The following is a 15,053-nucleotide window of genomic DNA, read 5'->3' as shown; positions in this document are numbered from 1 at the left end:
CCATGCGCTTCCGGCACCCCGACGGCTCCACCGTCCACCTCGCGTACTGCACCAACGTCCATCCGGCCGAGACCCTCGACGGAGTCCTCGCCCAGCTCCGCGACCACTGCGAACCCGTCCGCAAGAGGCTCGGCAGGGACCGCATCGGCATCGGCCTGTGGCTCGCCAAGGACGCCGCACGCGCCCTCATCACCGATCCGGCGGCGCTGCGCGGCCTGCGCACCGAACTCGACCGGCGCGGCCTCGAAGTCGTCACCCTCAACGGCTTCCCCTATGAGGGCTTCGGTGACGACGAGGTCAAATACCGGGTGTACAAGCCGGACTGGACCGACCCCGAACGGCTCACCCACACCACGGACCTGGCCCGCCTGCTGGCCTCCCTGCTCCCCGACGACGTCACCGAAGGCACCATCTCCACCCTTCCGCTCGCCTGGCGGACGCCCTTCGACGCCGGCCACGCCGAGTCCGCCCGCACGGCCCTCACCGCGCTCGCCCAGCGCCTTGACGCCCTCGCCGAGCTGACCGGCCGCTCCATCCGCGTCGGACTGGAACCGGAGCCCGGCTGCACCATCGAGACGACCGCCGACGCCATCGCCCCGCTCACCGACGTCGGGCACGACCGCATCGGTGTGTGCGTCGACACCTGCCATCTCGCCACCTCCTTCGAAGATCCGGCGACCGCCCTCGACGCCCTCACCAGCGCGGGCATCCCCGTCGTCAAATCCCAGCTGTCCGCCGCCCTGCACGCCGAACACCCCCACCTTCCCGATGTGCGCGAGGCCCTCGCCGCCTTCGACGAGCCCCGCTTCCTCCACCAGACCCGCACCCGGACTGACACCGGACTGCGCGGCACCGACGACCTCGGCGAGGCCCTCACCCCCCACGCGCTGCCCGACACGAGCCCCTGGCGTGCCCACTTCCACGTCCCGCTGCACGCGGCCCCCGCCGCACCGCTCACCTCCACACTCCCCGTACTGCGGGACGCCCTCGCCCGGCTCGTCGGCGGGCCCGTCCCCCTCACCCGCCATCTCGAGGTCGAGACGTACACCTGGCAGGCCCTGCCGCCCGCACTCCGCCCACGCGGCCGCTCCCAGCTCGCCGAGGGCATCGCCGCCGAGCTCACCCTCGCCCGCGACCTCCTGACGGACCTCGGCCTGAAGGAACTCCCATGAGCCAGCTCCCCAGCGGCCGAACCGACCGGCCCACCCCCCTTCTCGTCCTGGACGTCGTCGGCCTCACCCCGCGTCTCCTCGACCACATGCCCCATCTCAAGGCGCTCGGCCAGTCCGGCTCCCGGGCACCACTCGGCACCGTCCTGCCCGCCGTGACCTGCGCCGCCCAGTCCACGTTCCTCACCGGCACCACCCCTTCCGAACACGGCATCGTCGGCAACGGCTGGTACTTCCGCGAACTCGGCGACGTACTGCTGTGGCGCCAGCACAACGGCCTGGTCGCCGGCGACAAGCTGTGGGACGCCGCCCGCCGCGCACACCCCGGCTACACCGTCGCCAACATCTGCTGGTGGTATGCCATGGGGGCGGACACCGACTACACCGTCACCCCGCGCCCCGTCTACTACGCCGACGGCCGCAAGGAACCCGACTGCTACACCCGGCCCCCCGAACTCCACGACGAGCTGACGGAGAAGCTCGGCACCTTCCCGCTGTTCCACTTCTGGGGGCCCGGTGCCGACCTCGTGTCCAGCCAGTGGATCGTGGACGCGACCCGGCACATCATCGATACCCGAGGCCCCGACCTGGCCCTGTGCTACCTCCCTCATCTCGACTACGACCTGCAGCGCTTCGGCCCCGACGACCCGCGCTCCTTCAAGGCGGCCGCCGACCTGGACGCGACCCTCGCCCCGCTCCTCGACGACGCCAGGGCCGAGGGCCGCACGGTGGTCGCCCTCTCCGAATACGGCATCACCCGGGTGAACCGCTCCGTCGACATCAACCGCGTGCTGCGCCGTGCGGGGCTGCTCGAAGTGCACACCCAGGACGGCATGGAATACCTCGACCCGATGGCCTCCCGTGCCTTCGCCGTCGCCGACCACCAGATCGCCCACGTCTACGTCCGCCGCCCCGAAGACCTCGAAGCCACCCGAGCCGCGCTCGCGGACGTACCCGGCATCGAGCAGCTTCTGGACGACGAGGGCAAGAAGGCGCATCATCTCGACCACCCGCGCGCCGGCGAACTCGTCGCCATCGCGGAGCCCGACGCCTGGTTCACGTACTACTACTGGCTCGACGACGCCCACGCGCCCGACTTCGCGCAGCTCGTCGAGATCCACCGCAAACCCGGCTACGACCCCGTCGAGCTGTTCATGGACCCCGAGGACCCCTACGTCCGCGTCAAGGCCGCGAGCGCGCTGGCCCGCAAGAAGCTCGGCATGCGCTACCGCATGGCGGTCGTGCCCCTGGATCCCGCACCTATTCGAGGCAGCCACGGCCGCCTCCCCACGAGCGAGGACGAAAGTCCGCTCATCCTGTGCTCCACCCCCCGCGCCGTCAGCGGCCGCGTCGCGGCCACCGATGTGAAATCACTCCTGCTCCATCTCGCGGGCCTGCAGTGAGCGGCCCGCGCCGCTGAAGTCGTCTGGTTCCCACTGAACCAGAGGGGCCGGGCCCTGCCATCGGGGTGCGGCCCCGAGTGATCCCTGATCCGTTCTTCGAACCCATCCCTGACACGCCCCTGACTTGGCCGAGGAGAACAGCATGAACCGCAAGACGACGTCCGCCGACACCGAGCTCGCCCACAGACTCAGCCGCCGCGGCATGCTCGGTGTGGCGGCGGGCGCCACCGCCGCCGCCCTCGTCGGCGGTGCGGCCACCCCGGCCGCCGCGGGGCAGAAGGGCCGAGGCGGCCCCGTTCTCCCGCCCGGGCGGCTCGGCATCCAGCTCTACAGCCTGCGCGACAAGGTCTCGACCCTCGGATTCGCCCCCGTCTTCGCCGAGCTGGAGAAGTACGGCTACGACGAGATCGAGTTCGCCGGCTACACCCAGGGGTCCGCGGGCGCCATCACCCTGGCCCAGCTCAAGGCGCTGGCCCGCGACCACGGTCTGAACCCCATCGGGTCCCATGTGGGCTACTACGACGACAACAACCCCGGCGCCTACACGTTCGCGCAGAACCTCACTAAGGTCCTCGACGACGCCCAGGCCCTCGGCCTCAAGCACATCGGCACCGCCTCGGGACCCTTCCGCTACGGGTCGACGGTGGACGGCTGGAAGCGCGCCGCCGAGGACTTCAACAAGTACGGCGAGGCGGCCCGCAAGCGCGGCATGAAGTTCTACCAGCACAACCACGCCGAAGAGTTCTCCTTCGCCACGGACAATCCGAAGGTGCGCCTCTATGACGTGCTCCTCGCCGAGACCGACCCCGACTTCGCGTATCTGGAGATGGACATCTACTGGGCCTTCTGCGCCCAGTTCCGCTTCAGCAAGCGCCCGGACGGCAAGCCCGCTCGCCTTGAGCCCCTCGACTACGTGCTCAAGCAGCCGCACCGCTACCCGCTGTTCCACGTCAAGGACGGCGTCCGTGACGAGACGACCCGCGACGGTTACCGCATGTCCGACGTCGGGGACGGAGACATCGACTACAAGAAGTTCCTGTCGAAGGTGACGGCACGCACCCACCAGGGGCGGCGCTACCACCACTGGCAGACCGAGCACGACAACCCGGTCGACTCCCTCGCCTTCGCCCGGAAGTCCAGCGAGCACCTGCACTCGCTGCGGTCCGGACGCTGCGGGGACTGACCCCGCGCGGACATGGAGGGGCCCCTTCCCGCAGCGCTGCGGGAAGGGGCCCATCGACGGCGTGCGCTCATCACCTGCCGGCGCAGGCGTCCGTAGTCGTCCGGTCACTGCTCGTGAGGTGCTCGCCGGTCGGCGTGCCGGGGTGTCCTGCGCCCGCCCGCCGCCGGATGGATATGCAGGTGAAAGGCACTCCGAAACCTTGGTATTGTTGTCCATGTCGCCGCGGGGAACGCCCCGCGCAGCGGCAGACACCTAGTCCGGGTGGCGGAATGGCAGACGCGCTAGCTTGAGGTGCTAGTGCCCTTTATCGGGCGTGGGGGTTCAAGTCCCCCCTCGGACACCAGCAAGACCAGCAGCAGCACCAGCACAACATCAGTAACAGTGGAATCGGCTGAGACCCCTGCTCGTCAGGGGTCTTTTGCGTTGCCGGCGATCACGTGCCGTGGCCCTCCGTCGCCGTTCCCGCCGCATCCCCCTCCGTCTTCCCCTCCGCCCACAGTGACCGTACGTGGCCCAAGTGTCGCGCCATGCATTTTTCCGCTGCCTTCGCGTCGCCCGCCAGCATCAGGTCGAGGAGTTCTCTGTGCTCCTCGGCGGACGGGGTGAGCTGGTTGCGTTCGTCGAGGGTGGTCAGGCCGTAGAGGCGGGAGCGTTTGCGGAGGTCGCCGACCGTTTCGACCAGGCGGTCGTTGCCCGACAGGGCGAGGAGCGAGAGGTGGAAGCGGCGGTCGGCCTCCAGGTAGCCGATGAGGTCGTGATCGTGTGCGGCCCGTACGATCTCGTCGGCGATCGGACGCAGCACCTCCAGGTCCTCGCGGGCGGCGGTGCGGGTGATCCGGCCGATCATGGGCACCTCGATCAGGAGGCGGATCTCCGTATACTGGTCGAGGTCGCGCTCATTGACCTCGGTCACGCGGAAACCCTTGTTGCGGACCGGTTCGACCAGGCCTTCGCGCGCCAGGTCGAGCATCGCCTCGCGCACGGGCGTCGCCGAGATGCCGAAGTCCTCCGCGAGGCCGGGTGCGGAGTAGATCTCGCCGGGGCGCAGCTCGCCGGAGATCAGGGCGGCCCGCAGGGCGTGGGCGACCTGGTCGCGCAGCCGCTCCCTGGCCGTGATCAGGTTCTTCTGCTTCAGGTGGCCCATGGTGTCCCCTCCGGTGATGCCCCGCCCGCGCGGATCACCAACGTACAATGTCACGTTGCCAGTTGGGGTCCGTGGGTGGCTGAACCCCGGGTTCAGACCGGGTTCAGAGGGTGAATCCTGCGGGGAAGGGGTCGTCGGGGGCGAGGAAGTACTGGGCCGTGCCGGTGATCCAGGCCCGTCCGGTGATCCGTGGCACGACCGCGGGCAGGCCCGCCACCTCGGTCCGGCCGATGAGCCGGCCGGTGAACTCCGTACCGATGAAGGACTCGTTGACGAAGTCGCGCTCCAGCGGCAGTTCGCCGCGGGCGTGCAGTTGTGCCATGCGGGCCGAGGTGCCCGTGCCGCAGGGGGAGCGGTCGAACCAGCCGGGGTGGATCGCCATCGCGTGCCGGGAGCGGTGGGCGTCCGAGCCGGGCGCGATCAGGTAGACGTGCTTGAGCCCGGCGATGTCGGGCTGCTCGGGATGGGCCGGGCGGTCCGGCGAGGCGTTGATCGCCTCCATGGTGGCGAGGCCCGCCGCGAGCAGGTCGTCCTTGCGGGCGCGGTCGAACGGCAGCCCCAGGGCTTCGAGGTGCACGAAGGCGTAGAAGTTGCCGCCGAAGGCCAGGTCGTACGTGACCGTGCCGTGGCCCGGCACCTCGGTCTTGCGGTCCAGGGCGACGCAGAACGCGGGAACGTTGGTCAGCGTCGCCGAGGTCGCCGCGCCGTCGGTGACGCTCACGTCGACCCGGACCAGGCCCGCGGGGGTGTCCAGGCGCACCGTCGTGACCGGCTCGGTGACCGGGACCATGCCGGTCTCGACCAGGACGGTGGCCACGCCGATCGTGCCGTGCCCGCACATGGGCAGTACGCCGGACACCTCGATGTAGAGGACGCCGTAGTCGGCGTCGGGGCGGGTCGGCGGCTGGAGGATCGCGCCGCTCATCGCGGAGTGGCCCCGCGGCTCGTGCATCAGGAGGGTGCGCAGATGGTCGAGGTGTTCGATGAAGTGCAGCCTGCGTTCGGCCATGGTGGCGCCCGGGATCACTCCGACGCCGCCGGTGATCACGCGCGTGGGCATGCCCTCGGTGTGCGAGTCGACGGCGTGGAAGACGTGGCGTGTGCGCATGTGTCTCCTTTCCAGATGGTTGTACCGGGTCCGGGCCCGGGGCTTCGGGGGGCGCTCAGTGGTGGCCCGCCGCCAGCGCCTTCTCGGTGGCCGCCCGTACCAGCGCCTCCGTGGGGCCGCTGAGCGGGACGCGCGGCGGTCGGGTGGGTCCGCCGCGGCGGCCCGCCAGGTCCATCGAGAGCTTGATCGACTGCACGAACTCGGTCCGGGAGTCCTGGCGCAGCAACGGATGCAGGGCCCTGTAGAGAGGCAGCGCCGTCTCCAGGTCGTGTGCGCAGGCCGCGCGGTAGAGCTCGGCGCAGGCGGCGGGGAAGGCGTTCGGGTAGCCGGCGATCCAGCCGACCGCGCCCGCGAGGGCCAGCTCGACCAGGACGTCGTCGGCACCGACCAGGAGGTCGAGCTCCGGGGCCAGCTCGGCGATCTCGTACGCCCTGCGCACGTCGCCGCTGAACTCCTTCACCGCCACGACGGTGCCGTCGCCGTGGAGCCGGGCCAGCAGCTCCGGTGTCAGGTCGACCCTGGTGTCCAGGGGGTTGTTGTACGCGACCACGGGCACGCCGGCCCCGGCCACCTCGGCGTAGTGGGCGCGTACGGCCCGCTCGTCGGCGCGGTAGGCGTTCGGCGGCAGCAGCAGTACGGAGCCGCAGCCCGCCTCGGCCGCCTGCTCGGCCCAGCGGCGGGACTCGGCGCTGCCGTAGGCGGAGACGCCCGGCATCACGCGGGCCCCGTCGCCCGCGGCCTCGACGGCGGTCCGCACGACGCGGGCGCGTTCGTCGTCGGTGAGGGTCTGGTACTCGCCCAGGGAACCGTTGGGCACCACGCCGTCGCAGCCGTTCGCGAGGAGGTGGCGGACGTGTTCGGCGTACGCGTCGTAGTCGACGGAGAGGTCCTCGCGCAGGGGGAGCGCGGTGGCGACCATGATGCCGCGCCAGGGGCGGGACGGGGTCCAGGTGGTGTTCGTGGTCATGAGGGCTGCCCTTCCGGGGGGTCCTGGTCCTGGGAATCCGCGGGTGGTGGGTCCATGGGTGGGGTGAGTGAGGCGAGGGTGCCAAGGGGTACGGGGGTGGCGAGGAGGCGGCGGTCAGGGGGCGCGGCGGTGGCGCCGGGCGCGGCGGCGGCCAGGCAGGCCACGGCCGTGCCGCACATGCGGCCCTGGCACCAGCCCATGCCCGCGCGGGTGAGGAGCTTGACCGTACGGGGGTCACGGGCGCCGTGGTCCGCCACCGCCTCGCGGATACGGGCCGCCGGTACCTCCTCGCAGCGGCATACATCCGTGTCGTCGGTGAGCCACCGCGTCCAGCCGGAGCCCGGCCTGTGCGCGGTGGCCATGGCGTCGGCGAAGGCACGCATGCGGTCGCGGCGGCGCCGCAGGGCGCGCAGGCGCGGGGCGGGGGCCGGTCGCCTTCCGGTGAGCCGGGCGGTGATCGCCAGGGCCGCCAACTCGCCCTCGACGCAGGCGGCTTGGGCTCCGCCGATGCCGGACGTCTCGCCCGCCGCCCACAGGCCGGGCAGCGAGGTCTCCTGAAGAGGGCTCAGTTCCAGGGCGTACGTGCCGTCGGCGGCGCGGCGGGTGGCGCAGCCGAGGGCGGTCGCCAGGTCCGTCTGCGGGACAAGGCCGTGGCCCGTGGCGAGGGCGTCGCAGGCGATGCGGCGGGCCGTGCCGGGCAGCGGGCGCCAGTCCTGGTCGAGGCGGGAGACCGTCACCGCCTCGACGCGGTCCGTGCCGTGCGCCTCGGTGACCGCGCTGCGGGTGCGCAGGCGTACGCGGTGGCGCAGCAGGGCCATGCCGTGGCGGGCGCCTTCCGTGAGCTTCTGGGGGTTGGCGGCGAGGGCTGCGGGGTGGCGGGCGTAGCCGAGGTAGCCGGAGGCTTCGATCACTTCGGGGACGTCCGCGCCCGCGGAGGTGAGCGAGGTGGCCGCGGCGAGCAGGAGCGGGCCGCTTCCCGCGACGACGACGCGTCTGCCGGGCAGGGCAAGGCCGGACTTCAGCATGGCCTGGGCGCCGCCCGCGCTGATGACGCCGGGGAGGGTCCAGCCGGGGAAGGGGAGGTGGCGTTCGTGGGCGCCGGTGGCCAGGAGTACCGCGCGGGATCGGACTGTGGTGCCCACGCTGGAGGCGGCCTCACTGGCCTTGCTGTTCTCGCCGCCCCCGCTGGCTTCGTCGCCCTCGCAGGGCAGGGCGTGGACGTGCCACAGGGCGTCGGGCGTCTCGCGGGTCATCGACCACACATGGTGGTCGTAGAGCCGGGTGACGCGTGCGGAGGCGTTCAGGCGGTCGCGGAGGTCGGCGAAAGCGGGCCAGTCGTGGTGCAGCGCCTCGGGGCGGGTGGCGCCCGTCGCCGGGGCCGGGTGACGGTAGTACTGGCCGCCGGGCTGTGGAGCGGCGTCCAACAGGGCTACGGACAAGCCGTGTTCGGCGGCCGTGACCGCCGCTGCCAGGCCTGCTGGGCCCGCACCGAGAATGGCCACGTCGTACGGGTCACTCGGGCTCGGCATGGCCGTGGCCTTTCTGTGTGGTGACCACGTCGCCCGGTCGGGCGGTCACCAGGCAGGCGCGGCGGTTGGGGCGGCCGTTGATGGTGGCCAGGCAGTCGTAGCACTGGCCGATCCCGCAGAAGGCTCCGCGGGGTTGGGCCGTGCCTCGGGTCTCCCGCCAGGCGAGGATTCCCGCCGTCCAGAGGGCGGCGGCGACGGACTGCCCCGGCCGGGCCGTTATCCGGCGGCCGTCGAAGGTCAGCGTGTGCGTGGCGTCGGCTGCGCCCACGAGGTCAGCGGGCGTCTTTTTGGCTTGCCCCATGAGGGCGGCTCCTCTCGGGTGCTTCAGGTGCTTCGGGTGCTTCGGGTGCTTCAGGTGCTTCGGGCGAGGCGTTCCGGGGCGAAGCGTTCGGGGGCGAAGGGGGACGGATCGAGCGGGGGGTCGTCGTTCGTCAGGAACTTGGCGATCAGCAGGCCCGTCGCCGGGGCCAGGCCGATGCCCGCGCCCTCGTGGCCGCAGGCGTGCAGCAGACCGGGGGCCCGGGGGTCGGGGCCGATGGCCGGGAGGTGGTCGGGGAGGTAGGGGCGGAAGCCCGCGTAGGCGCGGATCGCGCGGACCTGGGCCAGGGCCGGGAAGAGGCGGGTCGCCTGGGACGCCAGGCGCCGCAGCGCCTCCACCGACAGCGTGCGGTCGAAGCCGACACGTTCCCTGCTCGCCCCGATCAGGACCGGGCCCGCCTGGGTGCCCTCGACCACGGCGGAGGTCTGCAGGGCCGCCGAGTCGCTCGCCACGTCGGCGACGTACTCCGCGGAGTACACCTTGTGCCGCACCATGCGCGGCAGCGGTTCGGTGACCAGTACGAAGCCGCGGCGGGGGCGTATCGGCAGCTCCACGCCCGCCATGCGGGCCAGTTGGCCGCCCCAGGTGCCGGTGGCGTTGACGACGTGGGGGGCCTGGATCTCGCCCGCCGGGGTCCGTACGCCGCGGACCGTACCGTTCGGGGCCGTCAGGACCGCCGTGACCTCCTCGCCCAGCCGCAGCGTGAGGTGTCCCGCGTCGGCCGCCGCCCGCAGCAGGTGTGCCGCGGCAAGGGCCGGCTGCACCTGCGCGTCCTGCGGGTAGTGGCAGCCGCCGGCGAGGCCGGGTGCGAGGTGGGGTTCGTGGTCGGGGAGGCGGTCGGCGGGGACCTCGGTCACTGTCACGCCCGCGCGTCGCTGTTCGGCGGCGAAGGCGCGCAGGGCCGTCAGTTCCGCCTCCGTCGAGGCCACGACCAGGCCGCCCTTGCCCTCGTACTCGATGCCAGGCGGTGACTCGGCCGCGAGGCCGGTCCATAACCGGGCGGACAGCAGGGCCAGTTGGAGCTCAGGTCCCGGTTCCTTGTCGGATACGAGGAGGTTGCCCTCGCCCGCGCCCGTGGTGCCGCCCGCTACGGGGCCGCGGTCGATGACGGTGACGTGGAGGCCGGCGCGGGAGGCGTAGTAGGCGCAGGCCGCGCCGATCATCCCTGCCCCCACGACGATGACGTCCGAGAACTCCGGTTGTCCGGAGGGGTGTCTCGTGAGCACGGCAGTAATATTTCACATGGCACTGGGGCTGCCAAGAGGGCGTGCAGGATGAGGAGTTGGGTGGCGGGGCGTCGTCGGTGTCGGGTGTGTGTGGGGGGGTCGGTCAGTCGCCTCGGTTGTGAGTGCCCGGGGTGTAGCCGAGGGAGCGGCGGAACACGTCGATGAACGCGCTGGCCGACGCCCAGCCGCAGCGGTGCGCGACCGTGGTGACGGGTGTGCCGTCGGCCAGCATGCGCAAGGCGTGGAAGAGGCGGAGTTGGGTGCGCCACTGGGGGAAGGTCATGCCGAACTCGCGGCGGAAGAGGCGGCTGAGGGTGCGTTCGCCCGCCCCGGCCGCGGAGGCCAGCTCGGCGAGGCCACGCGCGTCGGCGGGGTCGCGGTGCAGTTGGCCGCAGACGGCGGCGAGGCGAGGGTCTTTGGGTGCGGGCAGGTTGACGGGCTGCTGCGGTGAGACGCGGAGTTGGTCGAGGAGTACCGCGCGCAGACGCCGGTACTCCGGGGTGTTCGCGTGCGGGGCGGCGTTCCCGTCCGGGGCGCGGGTGCAGGCGAGGATCAGTTCGCGAAGCAGCGGGCTGACGGTGAGGACGGCCGGGGCGTCGAGGCCGAGCGGGTTCGTGTCGGCGGGCAGGCCGAGCAGGTGCAGCGCGAGGTGGCCGTGGGCGCGGTGCGCGTGGACGCGGCCCGCGGGGACCCAGATGGCCCGGGTGCCGGGCGCGAACCAGGTGCCGGCGTCGGTGGTGACGGCCACGACGCCGGAGCCCGCGTAGATGATCTGGTGGTCGTCGTGGCGGTGCGCGTCGATGGACTCGCCGGGCGCCAGCGAACGGGTACTGGTGGGCGCCTCGGGGGTGTGGCGGATGGTGTGGCGGGTCTCCGGCATGGGTTGGCACTTTATCGGAAGCACGCCAGGGGGTCGCGTGGCGACGATGGGGTGGTGTCAGCGAAGGAACCCACGAGTATGCATCCACGCCCGGCGGTTACGGCCGCCGCCAAGTCCCCAGGCGGAGCCGCAGCCGCAGCCGCAGCCCATGCCGGAGCCGCAGCCGCCCCTGGTGCCGCAACCGCGGCCGCGGCTAACGCTCCAGCGGCAGCCAATGCCGCAGGCGCAGCTTCGGCCGATGCGCCAGCCGTAGCCGGTGCCGCCGCCAAGTCCCCAGCCACAGCCGCAGCCGCGGTCAAGGCCCCAGCCGCACCCAATGCCGCAGCCGCAGCCGGTGCCGTAGCCGCCGCCAAGTCCCCAGCCCCAGCCAACCCCACCCCAGCCCAAGGCCCGAGCCCCCCAACCCGCGACCCGAACCCGGCGCCCCAGACCTCGAACCCGACGCCCCTGCTCAAGGCCCCGCCCAGGCGGCGGCGCCCCATCGTGCTTCTTGCCCTGGCCCACGCCTGTGTGGATCTCTATCAAGGTGCCGTCGCCGCTCTCGTGCCCTTTTTCGTGGCCGAGCGTGCCTATACCTACGCCGCCGCATCCGGCATCGTGCTCGCCGCCTCGTTGCTCTCCTCCGTGGTACAGCCGGTGTTCGGTGCGCTCACCGACAAGTGGGCCATGCCCTGGCTGCTGCCCCTGAGTACGCTGGTGGGCGGTGTCGGGGTCGCTCTCGCCGGGCTCAGCGGCAGTTACGCCCTGACGCTCCTCGTCGTCGGCCTCTCCGGCATCGGCGTCGCCGCGTTCCACCCCGAGGCGGCCCGCGTGGCGCGGCGGGCGAGCCGTGGCAGCCATGCGGCCATGAGCTGGTTCTCCCTCGGCGGCAACCTCGGCTTCGCGACCGCGCCCCTGCTGGTCTCCGCCATCGCCGCCACCGGTGGCCTCGGCGCCTCGCCGCTCCTCGTGGTGCCCGCCCTCGCCGGGGCCGTGCTCTGCGTCGCCGCGCTGCGGGGCATCAAGGCCACCGAGGCGGCGGCGCCCAAGGGACCACAGGTGGAAGCCGGTGCGGACGACTGGCCCTCCTTCCTCCGGCTCTCCGGCGCCATCGTCTGCCGCTCGGTCGTCTTCGTCGGGCTCAGCACCTTCATCTCGCTGTACGTGCGCCAGCGCACCGGCGGCGGCGCGGCCGCGGGCACGGCCGCCCTCTTCGTGCTCTACCTCGGCGGCGCCGTCGGCACCGTCCTGGGCGGGAGGCTCGCCGCCCGGTTCGGCCGCGTCCCTGTCGTGCGGTGGTCGTACGTCCTGACGGTCCCCGCGGTGGCCGGCGTCGTCCTCGTACCCGGGCCTGCGCTCTACGCGTTCGTCGCCCTCACCTCCGCCGGGCTCTACGTACCGTTCTCGCTGCACATCACCCTCGGCCAGGACTTTCTGCCCCGCCGGGTGGGCACCGCAGGCGGCGTCACGCTCGGCCTCACCGTGAGCATCGGCGGCCTCGCGAGCCCGCTGATCGGCGCACTCGCCGACGCCACGTCCCTGCGGACCGCCCTGGCGCCCCTCATCGCACTGCCCGCGCTCGGCTGGCTCCTGCTGCGCACCCTGCGCGAACCGGACGGCGAAGCCACGCCCCGCCCCTGAAAGCCCCCGCGATACCCGCGGCTCCCCGCGGCTCCCCGTGATTCCTGTGTCTGAGGGGTTGTCAGTGCAATTTCACATTACTACGTTACGCATCACATGGCCCCGGGGGCCGCCGAGTTGGCCTCGGCCGGGCCCCCGCGCGCCCCCACCTCCCACACAGGAGCCCCCCTTGTTCTCGTTACGCCCAAGAACCCTGCGCAGATCCGTCCTCGCGGGCACCCTCGCCGCGAGCCTCTGCGTGACGGCCGCGCCCCTCGCCGCCCACGCGGCCGACGACGCCGCCCCCACCCGTGCCACCGCCGACGGACCCAGCCCCCGCGACGTCGTCGAGCGCAGGGCGTCCGCTCCCAGGCCGACCGCCCGCGCGCTGCCGGCGCCCGGCGGCCTCACGGACGGTCACCTCCCAGGAGCCCGTACGCCGAAACCGAAGGCCAACAAGGCGAGAAACCATGCCGAGCCCGCGGCCACGCCCTGCACCCTCGACGGGGTCACCTCGCTCGGGCCCGAGGCGTTCACGGACTTCCTCGCCGATCCGGCGGTCACCGCGGAGGGCTGTCTGCGGACCCTCATATGGACCTGGGACCGGCGGCTCGCCCCCGTGATGTCGGACGCGCACGTGCAAGCCGTGTCCGGGCGCGTCAGCCGGCTCGCCGCCACGCACGACGGCAGGAACGGGACCAACCTCCTGGAGCTGCTCACCTACCTCCACGCCGTCGCCTACCAGGACTTCTCGCACGACGAGATCGACGTCACCGACGGCCCCACCGTCGATGCCATGCGCCGCGCCGTCGCCGCCTTCGGCGACGCGCCCCGTACCTTCGACGCGACCCGCGCCAACGCCGACTCCCTGCGCGAGGCGCTCTACGCGGCGAGCGCGCCGGGGCTTCGGCAGCACCAACTGCCGCTCATCAAACGGGTTCTGGCGACCATGGACGCCGCTCACCCCGACACCGCGAAGGACGACGCCTGGGGTGGCTCCGCGCTCGCCGCGCTCTCCCTGAGCTACCTCGGCGTGTACCCCGGCAACAAGGACACCGCCTTCCACGCCGCGGTCAAGGCGGACCCCAACTACCGGGCGGTCTTCAAGGCGTTCGCCGGGTACACCCACCTCAAGGGCACGGGCAACGCCTGGGTGGTTCGGGACGCGCTGAGCGAGTACGGCAGGTTCGGGCAGGTCGACGGGGTCAGGAGCGAGATCGTGAGCGGCCTCGGCGGACTCGTCGCGGTGACGGCACGCGACTTCGGTGAGGGCAGCGGGCCCTGGGTCAAGGTCGCGACGTGGCTGAACGAGTACGACGCCTGCGCGCCGTACAAGGTCTGCCGGGCGGACATCGAGCGCCGCATCTTCCCGCACACATACACCTACGACAAGGGCGGGATGAAGGTCCGCACGGCGCTGGGCCGGGGCACCGTCGACCAGCTCTACTACGCGAGCAAGCAGGTCAAGGCCCAGTTCCACCGCGTCGTCGGCACCCAGGAGCCGCTTGCCGGGGACCCCAACACCGGCCTGACGACCGTGCTCTACGCCTCGCGCGCCGACTACGAGAACTACCACCCCCTGCTCACCGGCATGGGCACCGACAACGGCGGTGTCTACATCGAGCGGGGCGCCACCTTCTACACGTACCAGCGGCGCGTACCGCAGGATTCGACGCTCACGCTCGAAGAACTCTTCCGGCACGAGTACACCCACTACCTCAACGGCCGCTGGGCGGTCCCCGGGTTCTTCGGTGAGGGCCCTTGGTACGAGGGCGACCGGACCACGGCCATGGACGAGGGGACGGCCGAGTTCTTCGACGGGGCGACGCGCGACGACGGCGTCAAGGTCCGCAAGTCGCTGGTCCGGGGCGTCATCGACGACACGGCGAACGGCGGGCCCCGCATGAGCGTCCAGCAGATCCTGCACGCCACGTACGACGGTGACGGCTTCCGCTTCTACGACTACGCCGGGACGTTCTTCGAGTTCCTGTGGGCCGAGCGCCCGGGGCTCCTGAAGGAGATGTACCGGCACCTGCGCGCGGACGACCCCGCGGCCTTCGACGCCTGGCGCAACCGGCTCGGCGCGGACAGCGGATTGCAGCGCGCGTACGACGCCTTCCTCGACGAGCAGATCGCGCACGTCGACGACCTCTTCGTGCCGGACACGACGTACGTGCCGGTCGGCGAGTTGCGGGACAGTACGGCCGCCCAGGTCCGCGCCTCGTTCAGGACGACCACGGGGGTCACGCCCGAGTGCCGCTCCAACGGGGCGCCGGAGCGCCCGCGTTACGTCTGCACCGGCCGCATCACCGCGAACCTCAGCGCCTCCGACGACCCGGACGCCGTCTTCGAGGACATGTCGGAGACGGTCGACTACTACCTGCTCGACCGGTCGGTGGCGGGCTCGGCCCACAACAACCTCGCCGACATGAACTGCTCGTTCGGTGAGGTGGACGTCTGGACCGACGGCCGGGCCGGCAGCGCGGACTTCGACTGCGAGGGACCGTTGCGGGGCTGATCCTGGAG

The 15,053-nt window shown here is 72.2% G+C and carries 12 protein-coding genes and 1 tRNA gene; 6 read left to right on the top strand and 7 right to left on the bottom strand.

Annotation, left to right across the window (positions count from 1 at the left end; all coding sequences use genetic code 11):
* The first annotated feature begins 2 nt into the window (after nt 1-2).
* The 4 genes from eboE to ACZ6JY_RS34580 all read left to right on the top strand — a co-directional run bounded on the left by eboE (nt 3) and on the right by ACZ6JY_RS34580 (nt 4,098).
* Nucleotides 3-1,172: a metabolite traffic protein EboE gene (gene eboE, locus ACZ6JY_RS34595; RefSeq protein ID WP_469202441.1), complete on the top strand. Its 1,170-nt coding sequence runs from the start codon at nt 3-5 to the stop codon at nt 1,170-1,172.
* Complete coding sequence (locus ACZ6JY_RS34590; RefSeq protein WP_469202439.1) at nt 1,169-2,572, top strand: nucleotide pyrophosphatase/phosphodiesterase family protein; 1,404 nt, start codon at nt 1,169-1,171, stop codon at nt 2,570-2,572. The genes eboE and ACZ6JY_RS34590 overlap by 4 nt, the downstream gene beginning before the upstream one ends.
* A 142-nt stretch (nt 2,573-2,714) precedes the next feature.
* Nucleotides 2,715-3,755: a sugar phosphate isomerase/epimerase family protein gene (locus tag ACZ6JY_RS34585; RefSeq protein WP_469202437.1), complete on the top strand. Its 1,041-nt coding sequence runs from the start codon at nt 2,715-2,717 to the stop codon at nt 3,753-3,755.
* A gap of 255 nt (nt 3,756-4,010) precedes the next feature.
* Nucleotides 4,011-4,098, top strand: a tRNA-Leu gene (locus tag ACZ6JY_RS34580).
* Nucleotides 4,099-4,188: 90 nt separating this feature from the next.
* Here the strand turns inward: ACZ6JY_RS34580 and ACZ6JY_RS34575 are convergent.
* The 7 genes from ACZ6JY_RS34575 to ACZ6JY_RS34545 all read right to left on the bottom strand — a co-directional run bounded on the left by ACZ6JY_RS34575 (nt 4,189) and on the right by ACZ6JY_RS34545 (nt 10,928).
* Entirely contained in the window at nt 4,189-4,899 is a 711-nt protein-coding gene (locus tag ACZ6JY_RS34575) for a GntR family transcriptional regulator (RefSeq protein WP_469202435.1), read from the bottom strand.
* A gap of 103 nt (nt 4,900-5,002) precedes the next feature.
* Nucleotides 5,003-6,007 (bottom strand): proline racemase family protein, encoded by a 1,005-nt coding sequence (locus ACZ6JY_RS34570; protein ID WP_469202434.1) that lies wholly within the window; start codon nt 6,005-6,007, stop codon nt 5,003-5,005.
* Between the two features lie 55 nt (nt 6,008-6,062).
* Nucleotides 6,063-6,974 (bottom strand): dihydrodipicolinate synthase family protein, encoded by a 912-nt coding sequence (locus tag ACZ6JY_RS34565; protein WP_469202432.1) that lies wholly within the window; start codon nt 6,972-6,974, stop codon nt 6,063-6,065.
* Nucleotides 6,971-8,503, bottom strand: a complete 1,533-nt coding sequence (locus ACZ6JY_RS34560) for an FAD-dependent oxidoreductase (RefSeq protein ID WP_469202430.1) — start codon at nt 8,501-8,503, stop codon at nt 6,971-6,973. Before ACZ6JY_RS34560 ends, ACZ6JY_RS34565 begins: the two co-directional genes overlap by 4 nt.
* Entirely contained in the window at nt 8,487-8,804 is a 318-nt protein-coding gene (locus ACZ6JY_RS34555; RefSeq protein WP_469202427.1) for a (2Fe-2S)-binding protein, read from the bottom strand. The genes ACZ6JY_RS34560 and ACZ6JY_RS34555 overlap by 17 nt, the downstream gene beginning before the upstream one ends.
* Nucleotides 8,805-8,854: 50 nt before the next feature.
* Nucleotides 8,855-10,048 carry an NAD(P)/FAD-dependent oxidoreductase gene (locus ACZ6JY_RS34550; RefSeq protein ID WP_469202425.1) on the bottom strand — a complete coding sequence of 398 codons (1,194 nt, stop codon included), beginning with the start codon at nt 10,046-10,048 and terminating at the stop codon, nt 8,855-8,857.
* A 103-nt stretch (nt 10,049-10,151) separates the two neighbouring features.
* Nucleotides 10,152-10,928: a helix-turn-helix transcriptional regulator gene (locus tag ACZ6JY_RS34545; RefSeq protein ID WP_469202423.1), complete on the bottom strand. Its 777-nt coding sequence runs from the start codon at nt 10,926-10,928 to the stop codon at nt 10,152-10,154.
* 447 nt (nt 10,929-11,375) lie between these two features.
* Here ACZ6JY_RS34545 and ACZ6JY_RS34540 point away from each other — a divergent pair, with 447 nt between their 5' ends.
* Complete coding sequence (locus ACZ6JY_RS34540; RefSeq protein ID WP_469202639.1) at nt 11,376-12,548, top strand: MFS transporter; 1,173 nt, start codon at nt 11,376-11,378, stop codon at nt 12,546-12,548.
* Nucleotides 12,549-12,717: 169 nt separating this feature from the next.
* Nucleotides 12,718-15,045, top strand: coding sequence for a collagenase (locus tag ACZ6JY_RS34535; protein WP_469202421.1), 2,328 nt, complete (start codon nt 12,718-12,720; stop codon nt 15,043-15,045).
* Nucleotides 15,046-15,053: the final 8 nt, after the last annotated feature.

Source organism: Streptomyces sp. NPDC046335 (assembly GCF_055587985.1).
Note: the sequence above shows the minus strand (reverse complement) of the source record. Positions and strands in the feature narration are given on the sequence as shown.

Bases quoted from the DNA above. Each gene is read 5' to 3' on its own strand.
- ACZ6JY_RS34590 (WP_469202439.1), top strand. From the start codon at position 1,169: ATGAGCCAGCTCCCCAGCGGCCGAACCGACCGGCCCACCCCCCTTCTC.
- ACZ6JY_RS34560 (WP_469202430.1), bottom strand. From the start codon at position 8,503: ATGCCGAGCCCGAGTGACCCGTACGACGTGGCCATTCTCGGTGCGGGC.
- eboE (WP_469202441.1), top strand. From the start codon at position 3: ATGCGCTTCCGGCACCCCGACGGCTCCACCGTCCACCTCGCGTACTGC.
- ACZ6JY_RS34545 (WP_469202423.1), bottom strand. From the start codon at position 10,928: ATGCCGGAGACCCGCCACACCATCCGCCACACCCCCGAGGCGCCCACC.
- ACZ6JY_RS34575 (WP_469202435.1), bottom strand. From the start codon at position 4,899: ATGGGCCACCTGAAGCAGAAGAACCTGATCACGGCCAGGGAGCGGCTG.
- ACZ6JY_RS34585 (WP_469202437.1), top strand. From the start codon at position 2,715: ATGAACCGCAAGACGACGTCCGCCGACACCGAGCTCGCCCACAGACTC.
- ACZ6JY_RS34570 (WP_469202434.1), bottom strand. From the start codon at position 6,007: ATGCGCACACGCCACGTCTTCCACGCCGTCGACTCGCACACCGAGGGC.
- ACZ6JY_RS34565 (WP_469202432.1), bottom strand. From the start codon at position 6,974: ATGACCACGAACACCACCTGGACCCCGTCCCGCCCCTGGCGCGGCATC.
- ACZ6JY_RS34555 (WP_469202427.1), bottom strand. From the start codon at position 8,804: ATGGGGCAAGCCAAAAAGACGCCCGCTGACCTCGTGGGCGCAGCCGAC.